Annotated in this window: 18 protein-coding genes; 4 read left to right on the top strand and 14 right to left on the bottom strand. The window is 66.6% G+C overall.

Going from position 1 to position 20,622, the window contains the following annotated elements; all coding sequences use genetic code 11:
* Positions 1-14: 14 nt before the first annotated feature.
* The gene (gene rsgA, locus P2869_RS12815; RefSeq protein WP_017774613.1) at positions 15-965 is read right to left on the bottom strand and encodes a ribosome small subunit-dependent GTPase A; all 951 of its coding nucleotides are present in this window, start codon (positions 963-965) and stop codon (positions 15-17) included.
* Complete coding sequence (locus P2869_RS12810; protein WP_017774614.1) at positions 962-2,221, bottom strand: M48 family metallopeptidase; 1,260 nt, start codon at positions 2,219-2,221, stop codon at positions 962-964. The genes rsgA and P2869_RS12810 overlap by 4 nt, the downstream gene beginning before the upstream one ends.
* 90 nt (positions 2,222-2,311) lie before the next feature.
* On the opposite strand from P2869_RS12810, the gene orn reads away from it, so the two are divergent.
* Positions 2,312-2,944 (top strand): oligoribonuclease, encoded by a 633-nt coding sequence (gene orn, locus P2869_RS12805; RefSeq protein ID WP_126876665.1) that lies wholly within the window; start codon positions 2,312-2,314, stop codon positions 2,942-2,944.
* Positions 2,945-3,000: 56 nt separating this feature from the next.
* On the opposite strand, the gene mog is transcribed toward orn, so the two are convergent.
* Both mog and yjgA read right to left on the bottom strand, forming a co-directional pair.
* A complete protein-coding gene (gene mog, locus P2869_RS12800; RefSeq protein ID WP_277596689.1) occupies positions 3,001-3,636 on the bottom strand; it encodes a molybdopterin adenylyltransferase in 636 nt (211 codons plus the stop codon).
* Positions 3,617-4,228 carry a ribosome biogenesis factor YjgA gene (gene yjgA, locus P2869_RS12795; RefSeq protein WP_277596688.1) on the bottom strand — a complete coding sequence of 204 codons (612 nt, stop codon included), beginning with the start codon at positions 4,226-4,228 and terminating at the stop codon, positions 3,617-3,619. Before yjgA ends, mog begins: the two co-directional genes overlap by 20 nt.
* Before the next feature lie 200 nt (positions 4,229-4,428).
* Between yjgA and pmbA the strand changes: the two genes are divergently transcribed.
* On the top strand, positions 4,429-5,799 hold the full coding sequence (gene pmbA / locus P2869_RS12790; RefSeq protein ID WP_199540343.1) for a metalloprotease PmbA: 1,371 nt from the start codon (positions 4,429-4,431) through the stop codon (positions 5,797-5,799).
* Between the two features lie 135 nt (positions 5,800-5,934).
* Here the strand turns inward: pmbA and P2869_RS12785 are convergent, their stop codons facing one another.
* From P2869_RS12785 to P2869_RS12745, 9 genes are all read right to left on the bottom strand, one after another.
* On the bottom strand, positions 5,935-6,438 hold the full coding sequence (locus P2869_RS12785; RefSeq protein WP_277596687.1) for a dihydrofolate reductase: 504 nt from the start codon (positions 6,436-6,438) through the stop codon (positions 5,935-5,937).
* A gap of 83 nt (positions 6,439-6,521) precedes the next feature.
* Positions 6,522-8,057, bottom strand: coding sequence for a sigma-54 dependent transcriptional regulator (locus P2869_RS12780; protein ID WP_033350861.1), 1,536 nt, complete (start codon positions 8,055-8,057; stop codon positions 6,522-6,524).
* A gap of 15 nt (positions 8,058-8,072) precedes the next feature.
* The gene (locus P2869_RS12775; RefSeq protein WP_277596686.1) at positions 8,073-9,518 is read right to left on the bottom strand and encodes a hypothetical protein; all 1,446 of its coding nucleotides are present in this window, start codon (positions 9,516-9,518) and stop codon (positions 8,073-8,075) included.
* A 161-nt stretch (positions 9,519-9,679) separates the two neighbouring features.
* The gene (locus P2869_RS12770) at positions 9,680-10,483 is read right to left on the bottom strand and encodes a peptidase C39 (RefSeq protein ID WP_277596685.1); all 804 of its coding nucleotides are present in this window, start codon (positions 10,481-10,483) and stop codon (positions 9,680-9,682) included.
* A 6-nt stretch (positions 10,484-10,489) separates the two neighbouring features.
* On the bottom strand, positions 10,490-11,104 hold the full coding sequence (locus tag P2869_RS12765; protein ID WP_277598134.1) for a C39 family peptidase: 615 nt from the start codon (positions 11,102-11,104) through the stop codon (positions 10,490-10,492).
* A 223-nt stretch (positions 11,105-11,327) separates the two neighbouring features.
* Entirely contained in the window at positions 11,328-12,734 is a 1,407-nt protein-coding gene (locus P2869_RS12760; RefSeq protein WP_126876659.1) for a hypothetical protein, read from the bottom strand.
* Between the two features lie 24 nt (positions 12,735-12,758).
* Positions 12,759-13,454, bottom strand: coding sequence for a hypothetical protein (locus P2869_RS12755; protein ID WP_277596684.1), 696 nt, complete (start codon positions 13,452-13,454; stop codon positions 12,759-12,761).
* Positions 13,451-13,957 carry a hypothetical protein gene (locus tag P2869_RS12750; RefSeq protein ID WP_277596683.1) on the bottom strand — a complete coding sequence of 169 codons (507 nt, stop codon included), beginning with the start codon at positions 13,955-13,957 and terminating at the stop codon, positions 13,451-13,453. The genes P2869_RS12755 and P2869_RS12750 overlap by 4 nt, the downstream gene beginning before the upstream one ends.
* 74 nt (positions 13,958-14,031) lie before the next feature.
* The gene (locus P2869_RS12745) at positions 14,032-14,517 is read right to left on the bottom strand and encodes a hypothetical protein (protein WP_277596682.1); all 486 of its coding nucleotides are present in this window, start codon (positions 14,515-14,517) and stop codon (positions 14,032-14,034) included.
* Between the two features lie 531 nt (positions 14,518-15,048).
* Between P2869_RS12745 and P2869_RS12740 the strand changes: the two genes are divergently transcribed.
* Together P2869_RS12740 and P2869_RS12735 are read left to right on the top strand one after the other, a co-directional pair.
* Positions 15,049-16,440, top strand: coding sequence for a sigma-54 dependent transcriptional regulator (locus P2869_RS12740; protein WP_026121398.1), 1,392 nt, complete (start codon positions 15,049-15,051; stop codon positions 16,438-16,440).
* Between the two features lie 201 nt (positions 16,441-16,641).
* Complete coding sequence (locus P2869_RS12735; protein WP_199540349.1) at positions 16,642-17,613, top strand: thymidylate synthase; 972 nt, start codon at positions 16,642-16,644, stop codon at positions 17,611-17,613.
* Between the two features lie 229 nt (positions 17,614-17,842).
* Here P2869_RS12735 and P2869_RS12730 read toward each other — a convergent pair whose 3' ends face one another.
* Positions 17,843-20,551 carry a DUF6600 domain-containing protein gene (locus P2869_RS12730; RefSeq protein ID WP_277596681.1) on the bottom strand — a complete coding sequence of 903 codons (2,709 nt, stop codon included), beginning with the start codon at positions 20,549-20,551 and terminating at the stop codon, positions 17,843-17,845.
* Between the last annotated feature and the right edge of the window lie 71 nt (positions 20,552-20,622).

Below are 20,622 nucleotides of genomic sequence, written 5' to 3'. Positions count from 1 at the left end.
GGCGACCGGGATGGTCAACGCACGATCTGGCTCGCTTCGTGAACGAGCTGCGCGTAGAGCGCATGCCGTTCGCGGGCGATGCGGCCATCTTCGACGGCGGCGAGGATCGCGCACCCAGGCTCGTGCAGATGATGGCAGTTGTAGAAGCGGCAGTGCGCGAGTAGCGGCCGGAATTCCGGAAACGCGCGCTCGAGCCGTCCTTCTGTGAGATGGTGCAGCCCGAACTCCTGGAAGCCCGGCGAATCGATCAGCGCCCCGCCGCCCGCAAACGGGTAGAGCCGCGTGAAGGTCGTGGTGTGTCGGCCGCTGTTGAGTGCCGTCGAGATTTCGCGCGTGGCGGCTTCGGCGTCTGGAATCAGCAGGTTCACGAGCGTCGATTTGCCCATGCCTGACTGGCCGAGCAGCAGCGTGTCGTGGCCGTGCAGGTGCTCGGCGAGCACGGCCTGCGCCGCCTCCGGCGCCGCCTTGATCGATACTTCGAGCACGGAATAGCCAAGCGCGCGGTAGCGTTCGAGGCGCGCACGCGCCGCTGGCAGCGCGGCCTCTACGTCGGTCTTGTTGAGCAGGATGATCGGCTTCAGCTCGTTCGCTTCGGCCGCGACGAGTGCGCGGCCGAGCAGGTCCTCGCTGAAGTGCGGTTCGGTGGCGAGCACGATCAGCAACTGGTCGAGATTCGCCGCGAAGAGCTTCGACTTGTACTGATCCGAGCGGTAGAGCAGATTGCGCCGCTCGCCGATGGCCACGATTACGCCCTGGTCCGCGGAGGTCGGCTCATAGGTTACGTGGTCGCCCACGGCGACCTCGCTGCGCTTGCCGCGTGGAAAGCACTGCAGCGCAGCGCCGCCAGCGTCCGGGGTCACGAGGTAATGGCGGCCATGCGCTGCGATCACGCGTCCTTCCATGCGCTTACCTTGCGCGCGGTTTTCCGCGGCGCCTTGCGCCGCTTTCGGTGCGCGCCGCGTCATGCGTGCCGCAGCAGCCGGTCGATGCGCTGCGAAGCGGGCGGATGCGAGTAGTAAAACGCGGTGTAGATGGGGTCCGGCGTGAGCGTGGAGGCGTTGTCTTCGTAAAGCTTCACGAGCGCATTCACAAGATCTTTCGCGTCCGTTTGCGTGGCGGCGAACGCGTCGGCCTCGAACTCGTGCTTGCGCGAACTCAGGCTGCCGATGGGCGTGACGAAGAACAGGAACACCGGGACCGCGAGGAAGAACAGCACGAGCGCGAGCCCGCTGTTGTCGCCGATGAGCGACGGCCGCACGCCGAGTCCTTCGTAGAACCACACGCACTGCGAAAGCCAGCCGAGCAGCGCGAGCATGGCGAGGCTGATCGCGAAGGTGACGATCATGCGTTTGATGACGTGATGGCGCTTGAAGTGACCGAGCTCGTGCGCGAGCACGGCTTCGATCTCGCTGCCGGAGAGGCGCGAGAGCAGGGTGTCGAAGAACACGATGCGCCTTGCCGACCCGAAGCCTGTGAAATAGGCGTTGCCGTGTGCCGAGCGGCGGCTGCCGTCCATCACGAAGAGGCCCTTGGCCGCGAAGCCGCAGCGCTTCATGAGCCCTTCGATGCGCGTGCGCAGTGCGTCGTCCTTGAGCGGTTCGAACTTGTTGAAGAGGGGCGCGATGACCGTGGGGTACAGCACCAGCACGAGCATCTGGAACACGACCCAGACGACCCACGTCCACAGCCACCACAAGCTGCCCGCCTGGCGCATCAGCCACAGCACCACGAACAGCAGCGGCAGGCCGAACGCGGCGCCGAGCAGCACGCCCTTGAGGCGGTCGGCGAAGAAGATGCCCTTGCCCATGCGGTTGAAGCCGAAGCGCTCTTCGATCACGAACTGGCGGTAATAGTCGAACGGCACCTCGACAATGCCCGAAATGGCGACAACCGCTGCCACCAGTACGATCTGGCCGAGATACCCGCGGCCGAGCCACTCCGAAATTGCCAGGTCGAGCACCTGAACGCCGCCCACCAGCGTGAGCCCGATCAACACCGCCGCGCCCACTACGATCTCGACCATGCCGAGGCGCGTGCGCGCAACCGTGTAGTCGGCGGCGCGCTGGTGGGCGGAAAGCGGGATGGACGTCGCGAACTGGTCCGGCACGATCTCGCGGTGCGCGGCGACGAAGCGGATCTGGCGCGAGGCGAGCCAGAGTTTCGTGACGACCATCGCAAGCACGGCGACGGCGAACAGCACGGTGAAGTACAGGGTAGGCATCCGGGGAATCCGTGGTATCTATGCGACAATTATATGTTCTCGCCGACCGGCCGGTGCGCCCTGCACCCCGCGACACACAAGGTTGCTTTCATGACTGACACTCTCGACTCCGTCACGCCGCCCGCGCTCGCGCGCAGCGACATGAATCTCATCTGGCTCGACATGGAAATGACGGGGCTCGATCCCGACAACGACCGCATCATCGAAGTCGCCGTCGTCGTGACGAATTCGACGCTGGACAAGATGGTCGAAGGGCCGGTGCTGGCCATCCACCAGAGCGACGAGACGCTCGGCAAGATGGACGAGTGGAACCGCAATACGCATGGCCGCTCGGGCCTGACTGACCGGGTGCGCGCCTCGACGGTGGACGAGGCTTCGGCCACGGAACAGCTCATCGCCTTTCTGTCGCAATACGTGCCGCCCGGCAAGTCGCCGATGTGCGGCAACTCGATCTGCCAGGACCGCCGCTTCATGGCGCGGTGGATGCCCGACCTCGAGCGCTTCTTTCACTACCGCAACCTCGACGTGAGCACCTTGAAGGAGCTGTGCCGCCGCTGGCAGCCGGCCATTTACAAGGGCTTCCAGAAGCGCGCCATGCACACCGCGCTCGCCGACATTCACGAGTCGATCGACGAACTGCAGTACTACCGCAAGCACTTCCTGATTCCGGCGGCCAGCGACTCGCTTGCTATCGACGCGAGCGCAGCGCAGGTCGACAAATAAGCCGGCAACTGAGCGGTTACGCTATCCGCGCGTTCTAACCGGGCGCACGCCGCCTGTTATGCCGTGCGCGGCGCCCGCCGCGCGCTCTTGGGCCGGAATGCCGCCACGACCGCGTCGTTGGTTTCCACGTACGGCCCGCCGATCAGGTCGATGCAATACGGCACGGCCGCGAAGATGCCCGGCACCTTCACGGTACCGCTCTCGTCGCGCAAACCTTCCAGCGTTTCCTTGATCGACTTCGGCTGTCCCGGCAGGTTGACGATCAACGCCGCGTGCGTCGCCGACGTCTGGCTTTCGCGGATCACCGCGACCTGGCGCGAGAGAATCGCGGTGGGCACGAAGTTCAGGCTGATCTGCCGCATCTGTTCGCCGAAGCCCGGCATTTCCTTCGTTGCCACGGCAAGCGTGGCTTCGGGCGTCACGTCGCGCCGCGCGGGGCCGGTGCCGCCCGTCGTCAGCACGAGGTCGCAGCCTGCCGTGTCGACGAGTTCCACGAGCGTCGCGGAAATGGTCGCTGCATCGTCGGGGATGAGCCGCGTTTCGGCGCGCCACGGCGAGGTCAGGGCCGCGCCAAGCCAGGCGGTGAGCGAGGGAATGCCTTCATCCTGATAGACGCCGCTCGTGGCCCGGTCGCTGATCGAAACGAGGCCGATCACGATTTCGTCGGGATGGTTACGCGTGGGAGTCGTCATCGTCGGTTCCTTCGCCTGCGTCGCCGGTGTCGCCTGTGTCTTCGTCGGTGCTGCCGCTCACGTCCTTGATCCACTGAAAGAGTTCGCGGAAGTAGCGGGGCGGCTTGCCCATCTGCGCTTCCTTGCGCGCGTTGCGGATCAGCGTGCGGCCTTCCTGGGCATCGGCGGCGGGGTGCTCGCGCAGGAACGCCGTGAACGCGGCGTCGTCGGCGAGCAGCTTTTCGCGGGTACGTTCGATCCAGTGGAGTTGTGCCGTGGCCGCGCGGTTCACGCCGCGGTAGGTTTCCAGCGCCGTGCGCAACGCCTCGGTCTCTTCGTCGGCCAGTCCGCGCATCACGCGGCCGACGTACTGCAGTTGGCGGCGCTTGCCTTCGTGGTCGGTGATGCGGCGCGCTTCGGCAACGGCGTCGGCGAGATGCTCAGGCATCGGCATGCGCTTGAGCGCGTCTTTCGGCAGTTCGACGAGCGCCTTGCCCAGCTCCTGCAACGCGTGCATTTCACGCTTCAGTTGGGATTTGCTGGGGCGATCGTAGCCGTTGTCGTCTTCCTCGACGGCGGCGTGCATAGGTTGGATGCGGGTTTTGCGTGTCATGGGCCGTATTGTAGCGTGGGCCTGCCACGGGACAGCTCCGGCCCGGGCCGCCGGCACGCCGCACAGCCGCGCTGGCGAACGCCGTCAGGCTGCGGCGCATGTCTTTGCGCGGACCTTGCTATGATCGCGTGATACGTGACGAAATTGCCACGCACCTTATCCCGGGCCACCCAGGGCCCCGAACCCGGACAGCAAACACAATGGCAGCAGACATCGAAGCCCGGCAACGCTTTTTCCCGCACACCCAGGACGAGCTCAAGGAGATCGCGTCGGACATTCTCCGCCACGCGAAGGCGCTCGGCGCGACCGATGCCGGCACCGAGATTTCCGAAGGCGACGGCCTCTCGGTGTCGGTGCGGCGCGGTGAAGTCGAGACCATCGAGCACAACCGCGACAAGATGGTGGGCGTGACGGTCTACATCGGCAACAAGCGCGGTAACGCGAGCACCTCGGACTTCTCGTCGCAGGCGCTCAAGGACACCGTTGCGGCCGCCTACAACATCGCCCGTTTCACGGCTGAAGACGATTGCGCGGGCCTCGCCGAGGCCGAACTGCTGGAAACGTCGCCGCGCAACCTCGACCTCTACCATCCGTGGAATCTCACCGCCGACGAGGCTGTCGCGCTCGCGCGTCGCGCCGAAGAAGCCGCTTTTGCCACCGATTCCCGCATCCGCAACTCGGAAGGCGCGAGCGTGTCGGCGCAGCACTCGCAATTCGTGCTGGCCACCACGCGGGGCTTCCTCGGGGGGTATCCGTATTCGCGCCACTACATCGCCTGTGCGCCGATTGCGGGCGAAGGCCGCCACATGCAGCGCGACGACTGGTACTCCTCGAAGCGCAGTGCGGCAGAACTGGCGCAGCCCGAGGCCGTGGGTCGCTACGCCGCCGAACGCGCGCTCGCCCGCATGGGCGCGCGCGGGCTCGATACGCGCAAGGTGCCGGTGCTGTTCGAGGCGCCGCTCGCCTCCGGCCTGCTCGGCGCGTTCGTGCAGGCCACGAGCGGCGGCGCGCTGTATCGCAAGACCTCGTTTCTGGTGGACAGCCTCGGCAAACCCGTGTTCGCGCCGCACATCCAGATCGTCGAAGACCCGCACGTGCCGCGCGCCATGGGCAGCGCACCGTTCGACGAAGAAGGCGTGCGCACGAAGCAGCGTTCGGTCGTGAAGGACGGCGTGGTGGAAGGCTATTTCCTCTCCACGTATTCGGCGCGCAAGCTTGGCATGCAGACCACGGGCAACGCGGGCGGCTCGCACAATGTCTCGCTGCTCAGCACGCAAACGCGGCCCGAAGACGACTTCAAGGCGATGCTGAAGAAGCTCGGCACGGGCCTGCTGCTCACGGAGCTGATGGGGCAGGGCGTGAACTACGTGACGGGCGATTATTCGCGCGGCGCCTCGGGTTTCTGGGTCGAGAACGGCGAGATCCAGTATCCGGTGGAAGAGATCACCGTGGCGAGCACGCTTCAGGAGATGTTTCGCAACATCGTTGCAGTGGGTGCCGACACCATCGTGCGCGGCACCAAGCAGACCGGTTCGGTGCTGATCGAACGGATGACGGTGGCAGGACAGTAAATAGCAGGCGCAAGTCACCGCAACAGCGGGCGGACCTGCGCGTCAGGTTGGCACAGGCCGCCGCTCTTTGTTTCACATCGGTGAGCGGCGCACCCGGCCGCTCGCTTCCCTCGCAGTTCTTTCCCCGAATACGCCTCAAGCCCCCGGCTTGCGCGCGTAGACCACAAACGCGAATTCGAAGTCGTTGGGCGCCGCGGCCCGATGGGCTTCGCGCGAGACTTCGTCCCACGTGAGCGGGTCCGGCGCCGGGAAGGTGGTATCGCCCGCGAAGTCCGCGGCAATCTCGGTGACGATCAGTTTTTGCGCCCGCTCGAATCCTTCGCGGTAAAGCTCGGCGCCGCCAATCAGGAATGCCTCTGCGGCGCCGTCGCGCGCGGCGAGCGCGAGCGCGTCGTCAAGACCCGTCACGGTGTCGCAGCCTTCGAAGCGGCGCGCCGGGTCGCGCGTGACGACGATGTTGCGCCGGCCCGGCAGCGGCCGGCCGATCGACTCGTGCGTCTTGCGCCCCATGATGATGGGCGCGCCCATCGTGGTGCGTTTGAAAAACGCGAGGTCTTCGGGCAGCCGCCAGGGCAGCTGGTTGTCGCGGCCGATTACGCCGTTGCGCGCGCGCGCCACGATCAAGGTGAGCGTCGTCATGAAAACAGGAAGGGCAGTCGTGAATCTCGCGATTCTAACCGACCGCCCTTCGTCGCCCGGCTGCGTGCGAGCCGACTAACGCGTTACTCGTGTCCTTCCGCTTCCCCGCCGAACAGGTTCTTCTCGTCGCTTGCGCTCGCGTCGCGCAGGCCGTGCGCGCCCATCAGCCGGTACAGCGTCACGCGCGAGATGCCGAGGTCGGTGGCCGCTTCGTTGAGCCGGTGCCGGTGGCGCAGCAGCGCCGACTCGATCGCGCGCTTCTCGGCGGCCTCGCGGGCCTGCGCGAGCGTCATGGTCTGCTGCGCCGTGAAGTGCTCGAGGTCGAGGTCTTCGGCCGAAATCAGCTTGTTCTCCGCCATCACGATGGCGCGGCGCACGCGGTTGATGAGTTCGCGCACGTTGCCGGGCCAGTTGTAGTTGTACATGGCCTCGATGGCCGACGGCGTGAAGCCGCGAATCTTGCGCGCGCTGTCGGTCTTGAATTTGTGCAGGATGTGATGCGCGAGGATCTCGATGTCCTTGCCGCGCGCGCGCAGCGGCGGTTCGTCCACGCGCAGCACGCAGAGGCGGTGAAAAAGATCCGCGCGAAAGCGGCCGTCGCGCATCGCCGCTTCGAGATCCACGTGGGTCGCCGAGATGATGCGCACGTCAACGGGAATCGACTCGTGCCCGCCCAGCCGCTCGATCTTGCCTTCCTGCAGAAAGCGCAGCAGGCTCGCCTGGCTTTCGAGCGGCAGGTCGCCGATTTCATCGAGGAACAGCGTGCCGCCGTCCGCGGCTTCCACGCGGCCGACCTTGCGCTGGTTCGCGCCCGTGAACGCGCCGCGCTCGTAGCCGAAGAGTTCGGACTGCAGCAGGTGATGCGGAATCGCGCCGCAGTTGATCGGCACGAAGGTGGACTTGCGCCGCTGCGAGCGCTCGTGGATGGCGAGCGCGGTGAGTTCCTTGCCCGTGCCCGATTCGCCCGAGATGAAGACGGTCGCGTCGGTGTTCGCCACCTTCCGGATGGTGCGAAAGAGCTGCTGCATTGCCTCGCAGGTGCCCACCATTTCGTCGTCGCCCGCAGTGGCCACGCCCGCCACGAAGTCGAGATCGCAGAGCGTGACCATGCCGTAGGCGTGGCCGACGAGATAGTCGATGGTTGCATTGGCAACCGGGATCTTCACGTAGTCGAAGCAGTAGTGGCGAATCAGGCGGCGCACTTCCGGGTCGGCAAGCCGCTCGCTGTTGGCGAGCGCAATCCAGCCGATCTGCTGCTGGCGCAGCGCGGATTCGAGCCCGGCAATGTCGCGGCCGGCGAAGCTCGTGAGGTCGACAATGCCCGCGCAGGTCGCGTCGGGCTTGGCCAGCCGGGCGACGTCGTGCGCGGAGCGGGCGACTGAAATGTTCCAGCCGCGGCTCTTCAGGTGTGCCGCCAGGTCGTCGTCGGGGGAGCGCGCGACGTAGAGCAGCAAGCGTTCGGCCTGAGCAGTCGTCAAAGGTGTCGTGTCCTCGGTTCGGGCGGGCGAAGTGTTTTTGTGGCGCTGCGCTTCGATCTTGTCCGGGCTCGTCATGACGAGACGAGGGCCCGAGCCCGCTAACGACGTAACTGTACCGCTCAAGTGGGGTGATTCGCGCACGATGAGCCTCTTACATCAGAAAGTGTAGGGAAAGCGCACGCCAACCACGAAGTTCGGCGTATCGGGCGTGAGGCCGATCGATACCGAGCCGTTGATGGTCAGATGCTTGTTTACCACGTGATTCAGGCCGAACGTCACGGCGGAGGCGGTGGTTTCGCTGCCCGGCACCTTCGACCAGGCGCCGCCGGGCGCCTTCGTTTCGGTGGCGGGTTCCAGCGCCATGGTGTAGGCCACGCTTGCCGAGTCCTTGTCGGAGAAGGCGAGCGCGACGCCGCCGCCGAACTGGATCACGTCGCCCAGCTTGACGGTGGCGGGCTGCGTCTGCCCGACCACCGACGAGATGTCCGCGAACGAGCGCGACACGTTGTACGTGTACGAGAAGCTGCCGAACAGCACGACCGGGTCGTAGGTCTTCAGCACCGACACGCCGCCCGTGATGTTCCAGAAGCCCGTGCCCGTGGGCAGCTTGGTCGGCGCGACGAGGTTGGTATTGTCCGCATCCACCTGCACGACCTTGATGCCGAAGGGCGAGGTGCCGGTGGGCGCCTTCACGCGCAGGCTCGCCACCACGTCGGGCAGGTTGCCGGTCTCCTTGAGCAGCTGATAGTAGAGGCCGAAGTTGACGTCGCCGAGCGCATGCGAGCTGGCGGACGCATCCGACATCGTGCTCGCCGACCCGCCCGCGCCGCCCACGATGAAGTTGCTCGTGCGGTACATGTAGGGCACGTCGGCGTCGATGCTGATGCGGTCGGTGAGCCCGTAGCGCACGTCGAGGTCCGACATGACCTGGTGCGACTTCGTCTCGCCCAGGTTGATGTTGCCGAGGAAGATCGCGTCGAGCGCGAGGAAGCCGGAAAGCTGCAGCTGCCGGCGGTCGTAATAGGTGTCGTTGATGCCCCAGTCGAGCGTGAGCTTGTGGTCGAAGAGCGGGGCGTGTTCGCGTTGCACGACGGCTTCTTCGGCCTGGGTGCGGGCGGGCTCGGCGGCCTTCTGGGTCTGACCGATCGCGCCCGGCGATTCGCCTGACGACGGCGCACCGCCTGTCCCTCCACCCGTGCCTGCGGCCTTTGCGCTCGCGCCTTCAGGCACCGGCGGCGTGACCGGCACGCCCGTGGCCGTGCCCGTGCTGCTGCCCGGCGCATTCGCGTTGGGATTGATCTGTGCGAGCGGCGGCAGCGGCACCGGCAGGCCGTCGGCGCCGGGCTGCTGGGTAGCGGTGCTGTCGGCTGCGCCGTTGTCGGCGGGCGCGGCGCCTGCGCCGGGCAGCCCGCGCCCGCGCTGTGCCATCTGGAGATCCGTCACCTGGCGCTCCAGCGAATTGATCTGTCTCTGCTGCTCATCGACCACACGCATCAGCGTGTTGAGCCGGTCTTCCAGCGACTGATGCGCAAGCGCCTGCGCGCCTGCTCCCTGCGATATGGCGAGCAGCATCACTGCTGCCGGAATGGCCGCCAACGCCATGCGCGGCCCCCTCGTCCTCTGCAAGCGGTTCATTGTTGGTCCCCCGGTGTTGCGGCCGCGCAGCACCGGTCTCCTGTGATGTGCGCGACTGCGTTCTTCTTCCGTGTACTGCCTTTGTTTCTGCGCGTCCTCGGTGACGCGCGTGCGGGCCGGCTGCGCGCCTATCTCCTCACACCGTTCTGCAGGGCTTGTAGTACGCCGAGCTGGCGTAGCGCGTCGGCCGACATCGGCTGCGTCTGCAGATGCAGTTGCAGCTGGTTGGCCACTTGCTGGTTATTGCCTGCGATCTGAAGGAGTTGCCCGATCATGCTTGCCTGTTGGGCGTTGGTCGGTGCAACCGTTTGCGTGGCGATGCCTGCGGGTGTTTGCAGGGCCACCTTGATGCCGCCGCTGCCGAACGTGATGCCGGCTTTGACCGAACCGTCGGCACTGCTGGCGGCAGCCGAGGTCGCGTTGTTCCAGGCGGCGGGCGACGTGTGAGCGTTGGTGGCCGCGTTGAAGTCGATGGCGGCCTGGTTGCTGCCGATGTTGCTGTTGCCCGCGATCTGGGTGATCTGCGAAACGCCGTTGACACTGACGTTTTCGCCACCTGCGGCGCCCGCGTTCGGATTGGCGCCGCTGCTTGCGTTGTGCGCTGGCTCCGTGACCGAAGCCTGCGAACTCACCTGGGCGGCCACCTGGTTGAGCTTGCCGGTCACGAGCGAGAGCGCGCCTTGCGCGACGGCCGTGGCCCCGTTGGGCATTTTCCAGCTGGAGAGCAGTTCCACCACCACGCCCGAGATGATGTCTCCAGCGAGCCCCTTGCCGGTTTGTGCTGCGAGCACGTTGTCGTCCACCGCCTGAAGCCTGAGCGCCGGGACGTTGTCGAAAACGGTCGAACCTTGCCCGGCAGCATGGGCGACCGAAGCCAGACCGAGCGTGGTGATGCACAACGCGCAGCCGGCGGTGAGAAGGTTTCTATCCATGACGAGTCAGAACAACTCTGCCTTGATCAGACCGAACTCTACGAAGGGAATCGCTGCACTTCCGTCTTCCAGCGCACGTTGGCGCAGCTTGAGCGCATGCGATTCGTTGCCCTGCAAAAGCGGAGAGTCCTCCAGAAAAGGTTTGCCGACGACGGCAAAGACGAGCCCGTTCCACTTCTTCACGAAGTCGTCTTCGAGCACGATGCGGTTGCCGAGCGCGGGGTCGGCGACGAAGATGCGGCCGTACTCCGCGTGCTTGACGATGACGAAGTGCTCGTAACCGTCGCTGTTCATCAGCACGAGCACGGGGATCTGCAGGTGGTAAAGCGCCTCGGAGGTGACGCGAAAGCCGCGGCCGCGCAGCCCGATGGTCTCGACGAACTTCTTCATGTCGAGCATCGAAAAGCCGTTCTTGACGACGACCTCGGGAGTCGAGAACGCCATCATGCGGGCGATGAGTTCGCTTTCGGGAATGTCGATGCCGTAGCCGTACTTGAGCAGCGTGGCAAGCGCAGCGGACCCGCAGCTGTAGTCGAACTGCTGCGTGACGATGTGGTTGTAGCGCAGCTCGCGCACCGAGCGCACCTTCACGTTGAAGGGCACGCCGGCCGCGGCGTTCATGTTGAGGGAAGACTGCGCGCGCACCGCTTGCGGCACGACGCATGAGACGGCCAATGCCAGCGCGGACAAAGCAGCGGCCCTGCTCGTTCCAACGAACATGATGTCCCCCTTGGTGATGCGGGCCGACCGGCCTCGACATCAGGTCCGGACCGGCCTCGACGCCGATGTCGAGGCCGGCCGGCTTTTTCCCCGTGCAGTGCTGTTGCCTGCGTTGGAAGGTGGCTTAGTGCGATGCCACGCTCGCGACTGCGAGGCCGTTGTGCTGCAGGTTGCCCACGCCCGACGCGATGTTCACGCCGATGTTGCCCGTGGCGCCTGCAAGCGCGCCGGCGCCGAGGTACGACGAGCCGGTGAAGCTGCCCTTCACGCCGGCTTCGGCGGTCTGGCAGTTCTGGTCGCTCGCGATGACTTCGCCGCCGTTGCCGCTCTTGCTATGTTCATCCCAGCCCCTCGGGTCGCTCTTCGAGACCGTCGTGGACGACACGGCGAGGCTGTTGTTCTGCACGTTGCCCGCACCCGACGCCACGTTCACGCCGACATTGCCCGACGCGCCGGCGAGCACGCCGGAGCCCACGGCCGCCACGAAGTTGAGCGGACCCACCTTCGCCTTGCCCGACGAGCTTTGCGTCGAGAAGATCTGCGCGCTGCCGAACACCGGGCCTACGTCCATGTTGGCGAGCGCGGCGTCGTTGGACTGCGCATTGTTGGCACCCGTGGCCATGTTCACGCCGATGTTGCCCTGTGCGCCAGCGAGTGCGCCCGAGTCGATCGTCGCGGCCATGGTGGTGGTCTTGCGCGTGTCGATGTGCTCCGTGACCGAGCCCGTCACCGTCACGCGGCCGGCGTCTTCGGCGTAGTTGCGGTTCCAGCCGTAGGCGTGAGCGTGCGCCGAGTAGTCGTTCGACGTGAACGAGCCGCTGCCGCTGTTCGTGTGCGTCGCGCTGCTCTGGCCGCTTGCCGCGAAGCCGCCCCATGCCACGTCGTAGCCGCTCGCGTTGCCGTGGAAGCCGCCGCCGAAGTTCGACGATTCGTGCGTGTTGAGCGCACCGGCGAAGCCCGCCGCCACGCCGCCGAAGATCACGCCGGGGCCGCCGCCCAGGCCCGCGATGAAGCCCGCCGCGATGAAGCCGTTCGCGGACTGATGCGTGTTCGCGTACTGGTAGCCGCCATAGTTGGCCGAGATGCCCGAGGCGAAGCCGCCACCCTTCACGAAGCTGCCGCTCTTCGACCAGTTCGAGGTGCTCGTATGCGTGTTGTTGTACGCATAGCTGTCGTTCTTGTACGAGTCACTCACGCTCCAGCTGCTGCCGCTGCCGCTTGCGTTGTCCCAGGCGTGCGTGGTGTTCACGTTCGTCGTGATGTTGCCCTTGGTGTACGACTGCGGCGGACCTTGCATGTCCACGCCGCCGATGTTGACGCTCTGCGAGTTGTTGACCGTCGCGCCCGAGCTGGCCGCCACGTTCACGTGGCCACGCAGCGTGATGAAGCCGAATTCGCCGATGTCGGTGTAGATGTTGGTGGCCGTGAAAAGCTCGGCGGGGTCGCAGCCGGATCCGCAATTGCGTTCGCCCGCGTAGGCGCCGGTGACCATCGTCGACAGAACAGCCGCTGCAATGAGAGTGCGTTTCATGATTACGCTCCGAAAAACATCAAGTTAAAAAAAGGTGCCCGCCGGGGGACGGAGCACAAAACTGTTGGAACTGACGTTGCCTGCTCCGGCTGTCTGGTTGATCTGCAAGACGCCGTTGACGTTCTTGAAGGCGCCCGCACCGATGGACGCTTCGCGCACGTCGTGGCTTCCCACGGACCTGGCCAACCCACTGCCGTTGGCGGTCGTAGCGGATAGCACCCCATCCGATACGATCTCCGCTTCACCCGGAGCAGCGCCGATCAAGGCGCTGTTCCGCTGAAGATTCGCTACGCCTGCCGACTGGTTCAGCTGAATCACGCCGGAGGCATTGGAAAATGCGTTGCTCGCGATCACGCTCGCCGCGTTCGTGGCGCGCGCATTGGCGCTCGCGCCTTGCGCGCTTGCCGTGAGGTCGATCGGCATCGCGCCGGTCGTGACCACCGCCTGGTTCGCCTGAACGTTGTCGAGGCCGCTCGCCTGGTTCACGGCGACCACGCCCACCGCGCCGGCGACCGCCGCGCTACCGATCACGGAGAGCGCGTCGACGCGCTCGGGCACGCTCTGCGCGTGGGCGGCGAGGCTCGCCGCGCTGCTCGCGCCTGCCACCGCGCAGGCGACTAACGTGCGGCCGAGCACACGGCCAACGGCGCGGCCTGAGCCAACATGCCGATCGATGGCAGTCGCGAAGAGAACACGATGCAGAAGGCGCGACGCGCTCATTTCGTGGCTCCCAGTGCGGCGCCGAGCGGCGCCAGCGCACTCGTCACGGTCTGTGAGATCGAGCTGCCGAGACCGGCGAGGCCTGCGCCCGCCGTTGCGTTCGCACCCACGGGAACGGAGTTGCCTGTGGCGCCGAGCACTTGCCCCATGCCGCCGACGCTCGCAAGCGTGGAGCGCACGCCGCTGCCCGCAATGCCGCCCGAACCGTGTGCGCCGTTCAGGTCGAGGTCGGTGGCCATGGACGCCATGGCCCCGTTGAACGTGGCGCGCGGGAAGGTCTCCACCTGGACTGCGATGGGATCCTGACTCTTCGGTACCGGCACGAACGCATCGCGCGGCGTGATGGTGCGCTCGATCACGAGATTGCCAGGCTGCGTGGTGGGCTGCATGAGCTGTTGCGCGGCGACGGGGCTTGCCGCCGCCGCTGCGGCAGCGCTGGCGAGCGCGCACAGCAGGGCGGCGAGTGGGACGCCGCGGCGCGGCGTTGGAGATGAGGCGATCATGTCGGTTCCTCGAAACTGGCGGGCGATGTGGGCGCGTGGCGCACGATGCCCCGCCCAGTGGCTCTTGATTGCTCTTAGTTACCGTTGCGCTGATACGTCGTGACGTTGCTCTGTGCGGCGCGCGCAGCGTCCACCGGAATGGGCAGCGGCGCGGGCGGGGCGATTTCGTCCCACAGCGTCACGCCGTTGCCGCGCATCAGTTGAGGCGTGGCGGCGACCATCATCATTCCCACCGCACCGCCGCGCTGACGCGAGAGCACCTGGTCGTCGAGCGGGATGTCGCTCAAGGTGGTCGCGCCGGGAACGGCCATTGCTCGCGTGAACAGGATGGCTGCGGTGGTGGGGGCCCTGCCGGTGTCGGCCTGGGCCACCGTCTGCGACGGCGTCACCGCTGCGGACGGTGTGTCCACGAGGGTGGCGACCGCCGGGTCGGGTGAGGCGATGGCTGCGGCTTCCTGCGCCGAGGCAGAGGAGGCAGCAAATAGCAGTGCTAGCGAGGCGGCGAGCACGAGCGGAGCGCGCCTGGCAATGCATCGTTCTACGCAGTCAACGAGTCGCATGATGTTTCTCCCTGGTGGCCCACGTTTAGCGAAACGTGTGCCATCGCGCGGAAACCATTGACGCGACAGGAGAAGCTGAAATTGGCGCCCGGGCACAGGTCCGAAATCGCGCCGAAACGTTTCAGCACTGAAACGGCGGGAAGAAAATACCGCTTATTTCGCAATGAGGCAGTCACATTACCAGGGTAATCATGGTAATGGCGCAGAAAACGTTTTATGTAATTCGTCAGACATGCGGTCATGCCGCACAGCCTTGTGGGATATGGGCTCCGAGGATTTTATTTGCATATTTGCTGTTGCCCGAACGACGCGTATAGTAAGCTCCTGACACGAGCCGATTTTTAAAAAACCTCAGCATTCGGCCGTTTGAACGCACACATGCCGCTTTCGGGTATCAGCAGTCCACAGGAAATGGAATGGTCGTTCGGTATTTTTTGCCATTGGGCAAATGCCGCCGCCCGTCCGCATGTCCGGAGAATCAGGTGCGTGCTGTCGGATTTTCGGGCGCACGTTGACGAGAGGATCTGAAGAATGGAACCCGCAACACGGCAACTCGTTTATGTCACCCGCAACCCCAGCCCGGAGTTGAGTTCGCGCTTTCGTGACCGTGGCTGGCAAGTCGATGTTGTGGAAAGCGCGCGCGACGTGCGCCGCGCCGTGCGGCCAGGTGCCACGGCGGGCGGTCTGCTGGACCTCGCCAGCCGTTTTCAGCCGCATGAAATCGTGACCTTCGAGTCGTGCCTCACCATGCCCAACGTGGGCTGGGTGGCGGCCACGACGGCCGGGCAACTGCAGGACGCGTCGCTGCGCCGGCTGGTCCGTGATTACTGTTTCGACTATGTAACGATGCCGTGGACGGGCGAACGCGTGGTGGATTCGGTGGGCCACGCGTTCGGCATGGTGGAGCTGGGGGAGCCGGCGTCGAACGAATCGGGCGCGGGCGCCGAGGGCGAAATGGTCGGCTCGTGCGACGCGATGCTGGCGCTCTTCCGCTCCATCCGCAAGGTTGCGATGACCGATGCGCCCGTTTTCATTTCAGGCGAATCGGGCACGGGCAAGGAATTGACCGCGGTCGCCATTCATGAGCGCTCCGCGCGACGCAATGCCCCGTTCGTGCCCATCAACTGCGGCGCCATTCCGCCGCACCTGTTGCAATCGGAACTGTTCGGCTACGAGCGCGGCGCGTTCACGGGCGCGAACCAGCGCAAGATCGGGCGCGTGGAAGCGGCCAATGGCGGCACGCTGTTCCTCGACGAAATCGGCGACCTGCCGCTCGAAAGCCAGGCGAGCCTGCTGCGCTTTCTCCAGGAGGGCAAGGTGGAGCGGCTGGGCGGGCATCAATCCATTCCCGTGGATGTGCGCATCATCTCGGCCACGCACGTGGACATGCAGACGGCGATGATCGAAGGGCGCTTCCGTCAGGATCTCTATCACCGCCTGTGCGTGCTGCAGATCGACGAGCCGCCGCTGCGCGCGCGCGGCAAGGACATCGAGCTGCTCGCGCGGCACATGCTCGAACGCTTTCGCAAGGACGCGAGCCGCCGTCTGCGCGGCTTCTCGCCGGATGCCATCGCGGCGCTGCACAACTACAGCTGGCCCGGCAATGTGCGCGAGCTGATCAACCGCGTGCGCCGCGCCATCGTGATGTCGGAGGGCCGTGCCATCACGGCGCGTGACCTCGAACTCTCGGAGTACGTGGAGATCGTGCCGGTCTCGCTCGCCCAGGCGCGCGAGGCGGCGGAGCGCCAGGCCATTGAGCTTGCGCTCTTGCGCCATCGCGGACGTCTTGGCGACGCCGCGCAGGAACTCGGCATCTCGCGCGTCACGCTGTACCGGCTACTGTGCGCACATGGCATGCGCCACATGGAGGGCGATCTCGGCCATCAGGGCGGGGACTTGCCGGCGAGCGTGCCGCATTTGTGAGAGGGCATGACGCGACATACCGCGGCATGGCCTGACGTTCGGGTACGCGGATGCCGGGCGATCTGCCGGTGCGGCGCCCAATGAGCGATGCCCAATGAGCGATGCCGAGGGCGGCGCCAGGTGAGGCGCACGCGCGCTTGTTAGAATCGGGGGCTTCAGTTCATCCAAACGGAGCCGCGCCGGCCCGAAGGAAGCCCCCGAATGAAACAGTACCTCGACCTCGTCCGCACGATTCTCGACACCGGCACGTGGCAGGAAAACCGCACCGGCATCCGTACCATCAGCATGCCGGGCGCGATGATGCGCTTCGACCTCCAGCAGGGCTTTCCCGCCGTCACCACGAAGAAGCTGGCGTTTAAGTCGGCGGTAGGCGAACTCGTGGGCTTTCTGCGCGCGTCGCGCAGCGCCGCGGACTTCCGCGCGCTCGGCTGCAAGGTGTGGGACGCCAACGCGAACGAGAACGCCCAGTGGCTCGCGAATCCGTACCGCGAGGGGCCGGACGATCTGGGCGACGTCTACGGCGTGCAATGGCGCCGGTGGCCGGCCTACAAGGTGCTCGATGCATCCGCAACGGCGCAACTGGCCGACGCGCAGGCGCGCGGCTTCAAGGTGGTGACACAGTTCACCGAGGACGGCACGCAGAAGGTGCTGCTGTACAAGGCAGTCGATCAATTGCGCCAGTGCCTCGACACGATCATGCAGAACCCGGCGGATCGCCGCATCCTGTTCCATGCGTGGAACCCTGCAGTGCTTGACCAGATCGCGCTGCCGGCGTGCCATCTGCTGTACCAGTTCCTGCCGAACGCCGCGCGGCGCGAAATTTCGCTGTGCCTCTACATCCGTAGCAACGACGTGGGACTGGGCACGCCGTTCAATCTCACCGAAGGGGCGGTACTGCTTCATCTGGTGGGTCGCTTGACGGGCTACACGCCGCGCTGGTTTACCTATTTCATCGGTGACGCGCACATCTACGAAAACCAGCTGCCGATGCTGCGCGAGCAGCTTACGCGCGAGCCGTACGAGAGCCCGCGGCTCGCCATTTCGGACCGTGTGCCCGACTACGCGCAGACCGGCGTCTACGAGCCGCAATGGCTGGAGCAGATCGAGCCGTCCGATTTCTCGCTGGTGGGGTATCGGCATCACGAGCCGCTGACGGCGCCCATGGCCGTTTGAATCGACGGGCAGCGCAGCTTCTGCTGCGCTCGTGCCGCTGCTGTGCGCGGCTTGCTTTTTGTCCCGTTCGTCCGGCTTGCGCCGATGCGCCGCAGGCATTCCGCCGCAGCGTTGCAGGTCTGAAACGGTCGCGCCGCTGGTTAATCACCGCATCACGCCCGCTTCGCGATTTCGCGGAGCGGGCGTTTTCTTTTGCAAGTGAGACTTTCCCTTCGCGGAAAAGCCCCGCCTAGCCGTGATGGTGCTCGTCGCGCTGGCCGGCTGCAGGCGCGGGTGCCGGTGCGGCGTGCGGCTGAACGGCCTGCGGCTGCGGATGGAATTCCTGACGCGGCTGGAGCTGCGGTTGCGGCTGAGGTTGCGGATGGACTTCCGCGCGCGGCTGAGGTTGCGACTGAGGCTGAGGCTGCGGACGGAACTCGGCACGCGGTTGCGGCTGAGGCTGTGGACGGATTTCCGGACGCGGTTGCATTGCCTGCGGTGCGCGAACTTCTGGCCGTGGTTGCTGCACCTGGGGTGCCGCCATCGGAGCGCGCGGCTCAAACTGCGGGCGCGGCGCCTGGGCCGCTGCCTGTGGCGCGCGGACGGTTTCGCGCGGCTGCTGTACCTGAGGCTGGCCACCCGGCTGCGCGCGCATTTCAGGCGCATGCGGCGGCTGCGCGCCGCCTTGCGGCATGAGCGCCTGACGTTGTTGGCCTTGCCCTTCCGGCGCACGCGGCACCGGCTGTCCGCCCTGCGGCGCAAACGCCTGACGTTGCTGGCCCGCAGCCTCCGGTGTGCGGGGCATCGGTTGTCCGCCTTGAGGTGCAATGCGCGATTCTTGCGGCGCCGCTTGTGCGCCGTTGACGCGCGGCTGCCCTTGCATCGCCATCGGCGTGTGGGGTTGCGTCCAGACCGGCTCGCGCCGCGCGTTTGCCTGGGCCGGCTGCGGCTGCTGGCCGCCGGCGGCAACAGCGCCGCGCGGCATGCCGTTCTCGGGTCGCACGCCGGGTTGTGGCGGCCTTGGCACACCGTTGCCGGGCTGGGGCTGCCGCTCGAGCGCGGCCATCGGTGCACCGGGCTGCGGCCGGGCTCCGCCGCCTGGTACGGCCCCCGTGCCCGGGCGTTGCGCTGCCTGAGGACCGGCCCCCGCTGCCGGCATGCCGGGCTGCGCGCCCCGTTGTCCGGCTCGTTCCGCTTGTCCATTCATTGGCGGCTGATGCCCCGGCCCAGCGGTGGCCAGCGTCGGCGAATGCGGCGGCACGAGTCTCACATTCGGAATCGCCTGCACGGCCGGATTACGCGGCACGTTGCCGATGAACCCGCTACGCGCGGGCGCGGAAGTCCTCACCACCGGCGCGCCCGCGCCCGGCACCACGCCGCCATGCGCCGCACGTTGTGCGAGCGCATCGTGGAAGGCCGGCGGCGCGACGGGCCGCCGCGTGGCGACGACCTGGCGTTCGCCCGCGCTCGCGGGCGGTCGGAACCCGGCGTTGCGCAAACCCGGGCCGAAACTCTCGCGCACTGGCGCGATGCCAGGCGTGCCCGATTCGATCCTCGCGTGTTGCCACTGCCGCGGATCCACATTCTGCGCGAACCGCGACGCGGGCTGTCCGTGAACGAACGCCGTGGCCGGCACAGCCGTGATGGCCCCCGGCGCCCGGTAGTTGATGTACGTGTTGTGAACATTCGTGATGTTGGTGATGTTCACGTTGTTGCGGTAGTTGTTGATCACGACAGGCTGATTCACCCGTTCGTAGTAGTGCGGACTCCAGTTGCACCAGCGCGGATGCCACGGCTCGCCGGGGCCGAGCGGGAACCACGCCACCCCGGCCGCTGCCACGCCGCCCAGCGTGAGGCTCACGCCCCAGTCGACGCCTCCGCCTCCGCCACCCACGAACGCCACCAGCGCCGGCGCATAGACAGGCGGCGCCGCCTCTACGACCGGACCCGGCACCCAGGCCCATGTGTCGTCGACGTAAGCCCAGCGGCCGTAGTGGTAGGGCGCGAAACCCCACGGAGCGTCGTCGACCCAGGTCCAGCCCCACGGCGCTTGCCATACCCAGTGTCCGTCGTGATAGGGCGCCCATCCCGCGGGCACCGCATTGGGCACCCAGACGTCGCCGTACTGCGGGTCGTCGCGCCAGGACCCGTTCGCGTCGAGATCCTGGTAGCCCGGCATTTCGCGCGAGACGTAGCGCGCGGACACCGAGCGGTCTTCGGCCGCGTCGCGCGCGCCGCTCCACTGGTCGAACACGTCGGGCGCGGGGGCGCCGCTCGCCGCGACCTGCTGCAGGTTCGTACCGGCGAACTGGACCTGCTGACCCGCCTCGACAGGCATCTGCCCGCCGTCGCCGTACACGGTAGCGCTGCCGCGCCGCACCGTGACGGTAGTGGTGCTGCCGTCGGGCGCGACGTCCACGCGGTAGTCGCCAGGGCCGTTCACGCCGAGCGCGAGGTTCGGTGTGTCGATCTCATAGCTGCTGCCGGGCGGCAGCGAGCGAACGTGGGTGGACAGCGTGCCCTGCGCGACCTTCAGTTGCGTCGAGGTGTCGTCGAGGTTGAGGACGTCGAGACTCGTCTGTTCGTCCATGCGTACCGCGGTGGAGCCGATGTGCAGGTCGGAGCGCGCGTTGCGGTCGTTCCAGAGCTGGTCGCCGGTGGTGAGCGGCCGGTTCAACTGCGCGTATGACCAGTCCGATGCACCGGCGGGCTGCGTAGTCACGGCACCGGCCATGTAGTCGAGCCGCGCCACACGGCCGGGCGGGTCGCCTGCCTGCGTGACCGCTGCGCCGGGGGCCACCGGCGGCGTTTGCGCGAGCGCCGGCAAGGCTGCGACGTTGAACGCGGCAAGCACCGCGCAGACGATGATGGCGGGGCGGCTTATGCGTCCCGTGCGGCTGACGCGAGTCGCGGAACTGGCGCGTCGAAATAGCGTGAGCGATGTGGCTGGCGTTTTCATTGTGTGTCTCCGACGGAGCGGGGCGGCCACGCGCGATCGCGGCCGGCACGGCGCGCCCTCGGAATTCACTC

This window comes from Paraburkholderia sp. SUR17 (assembly GCF_029536165.1).
Classification (GTDB): domain Bacteria; phylum Pseudomonadota; class Gammaproteobacteria; order Burkholderiales; family Burkholderiaceae; genus Paraburkholderia; species Paraburkholderia kururiensis.
The sequence above is the reverse complement of the archived record's forward strand: the minus strand, read 5'-3'. Positions and strand labels throughout refer to the sequence as shown.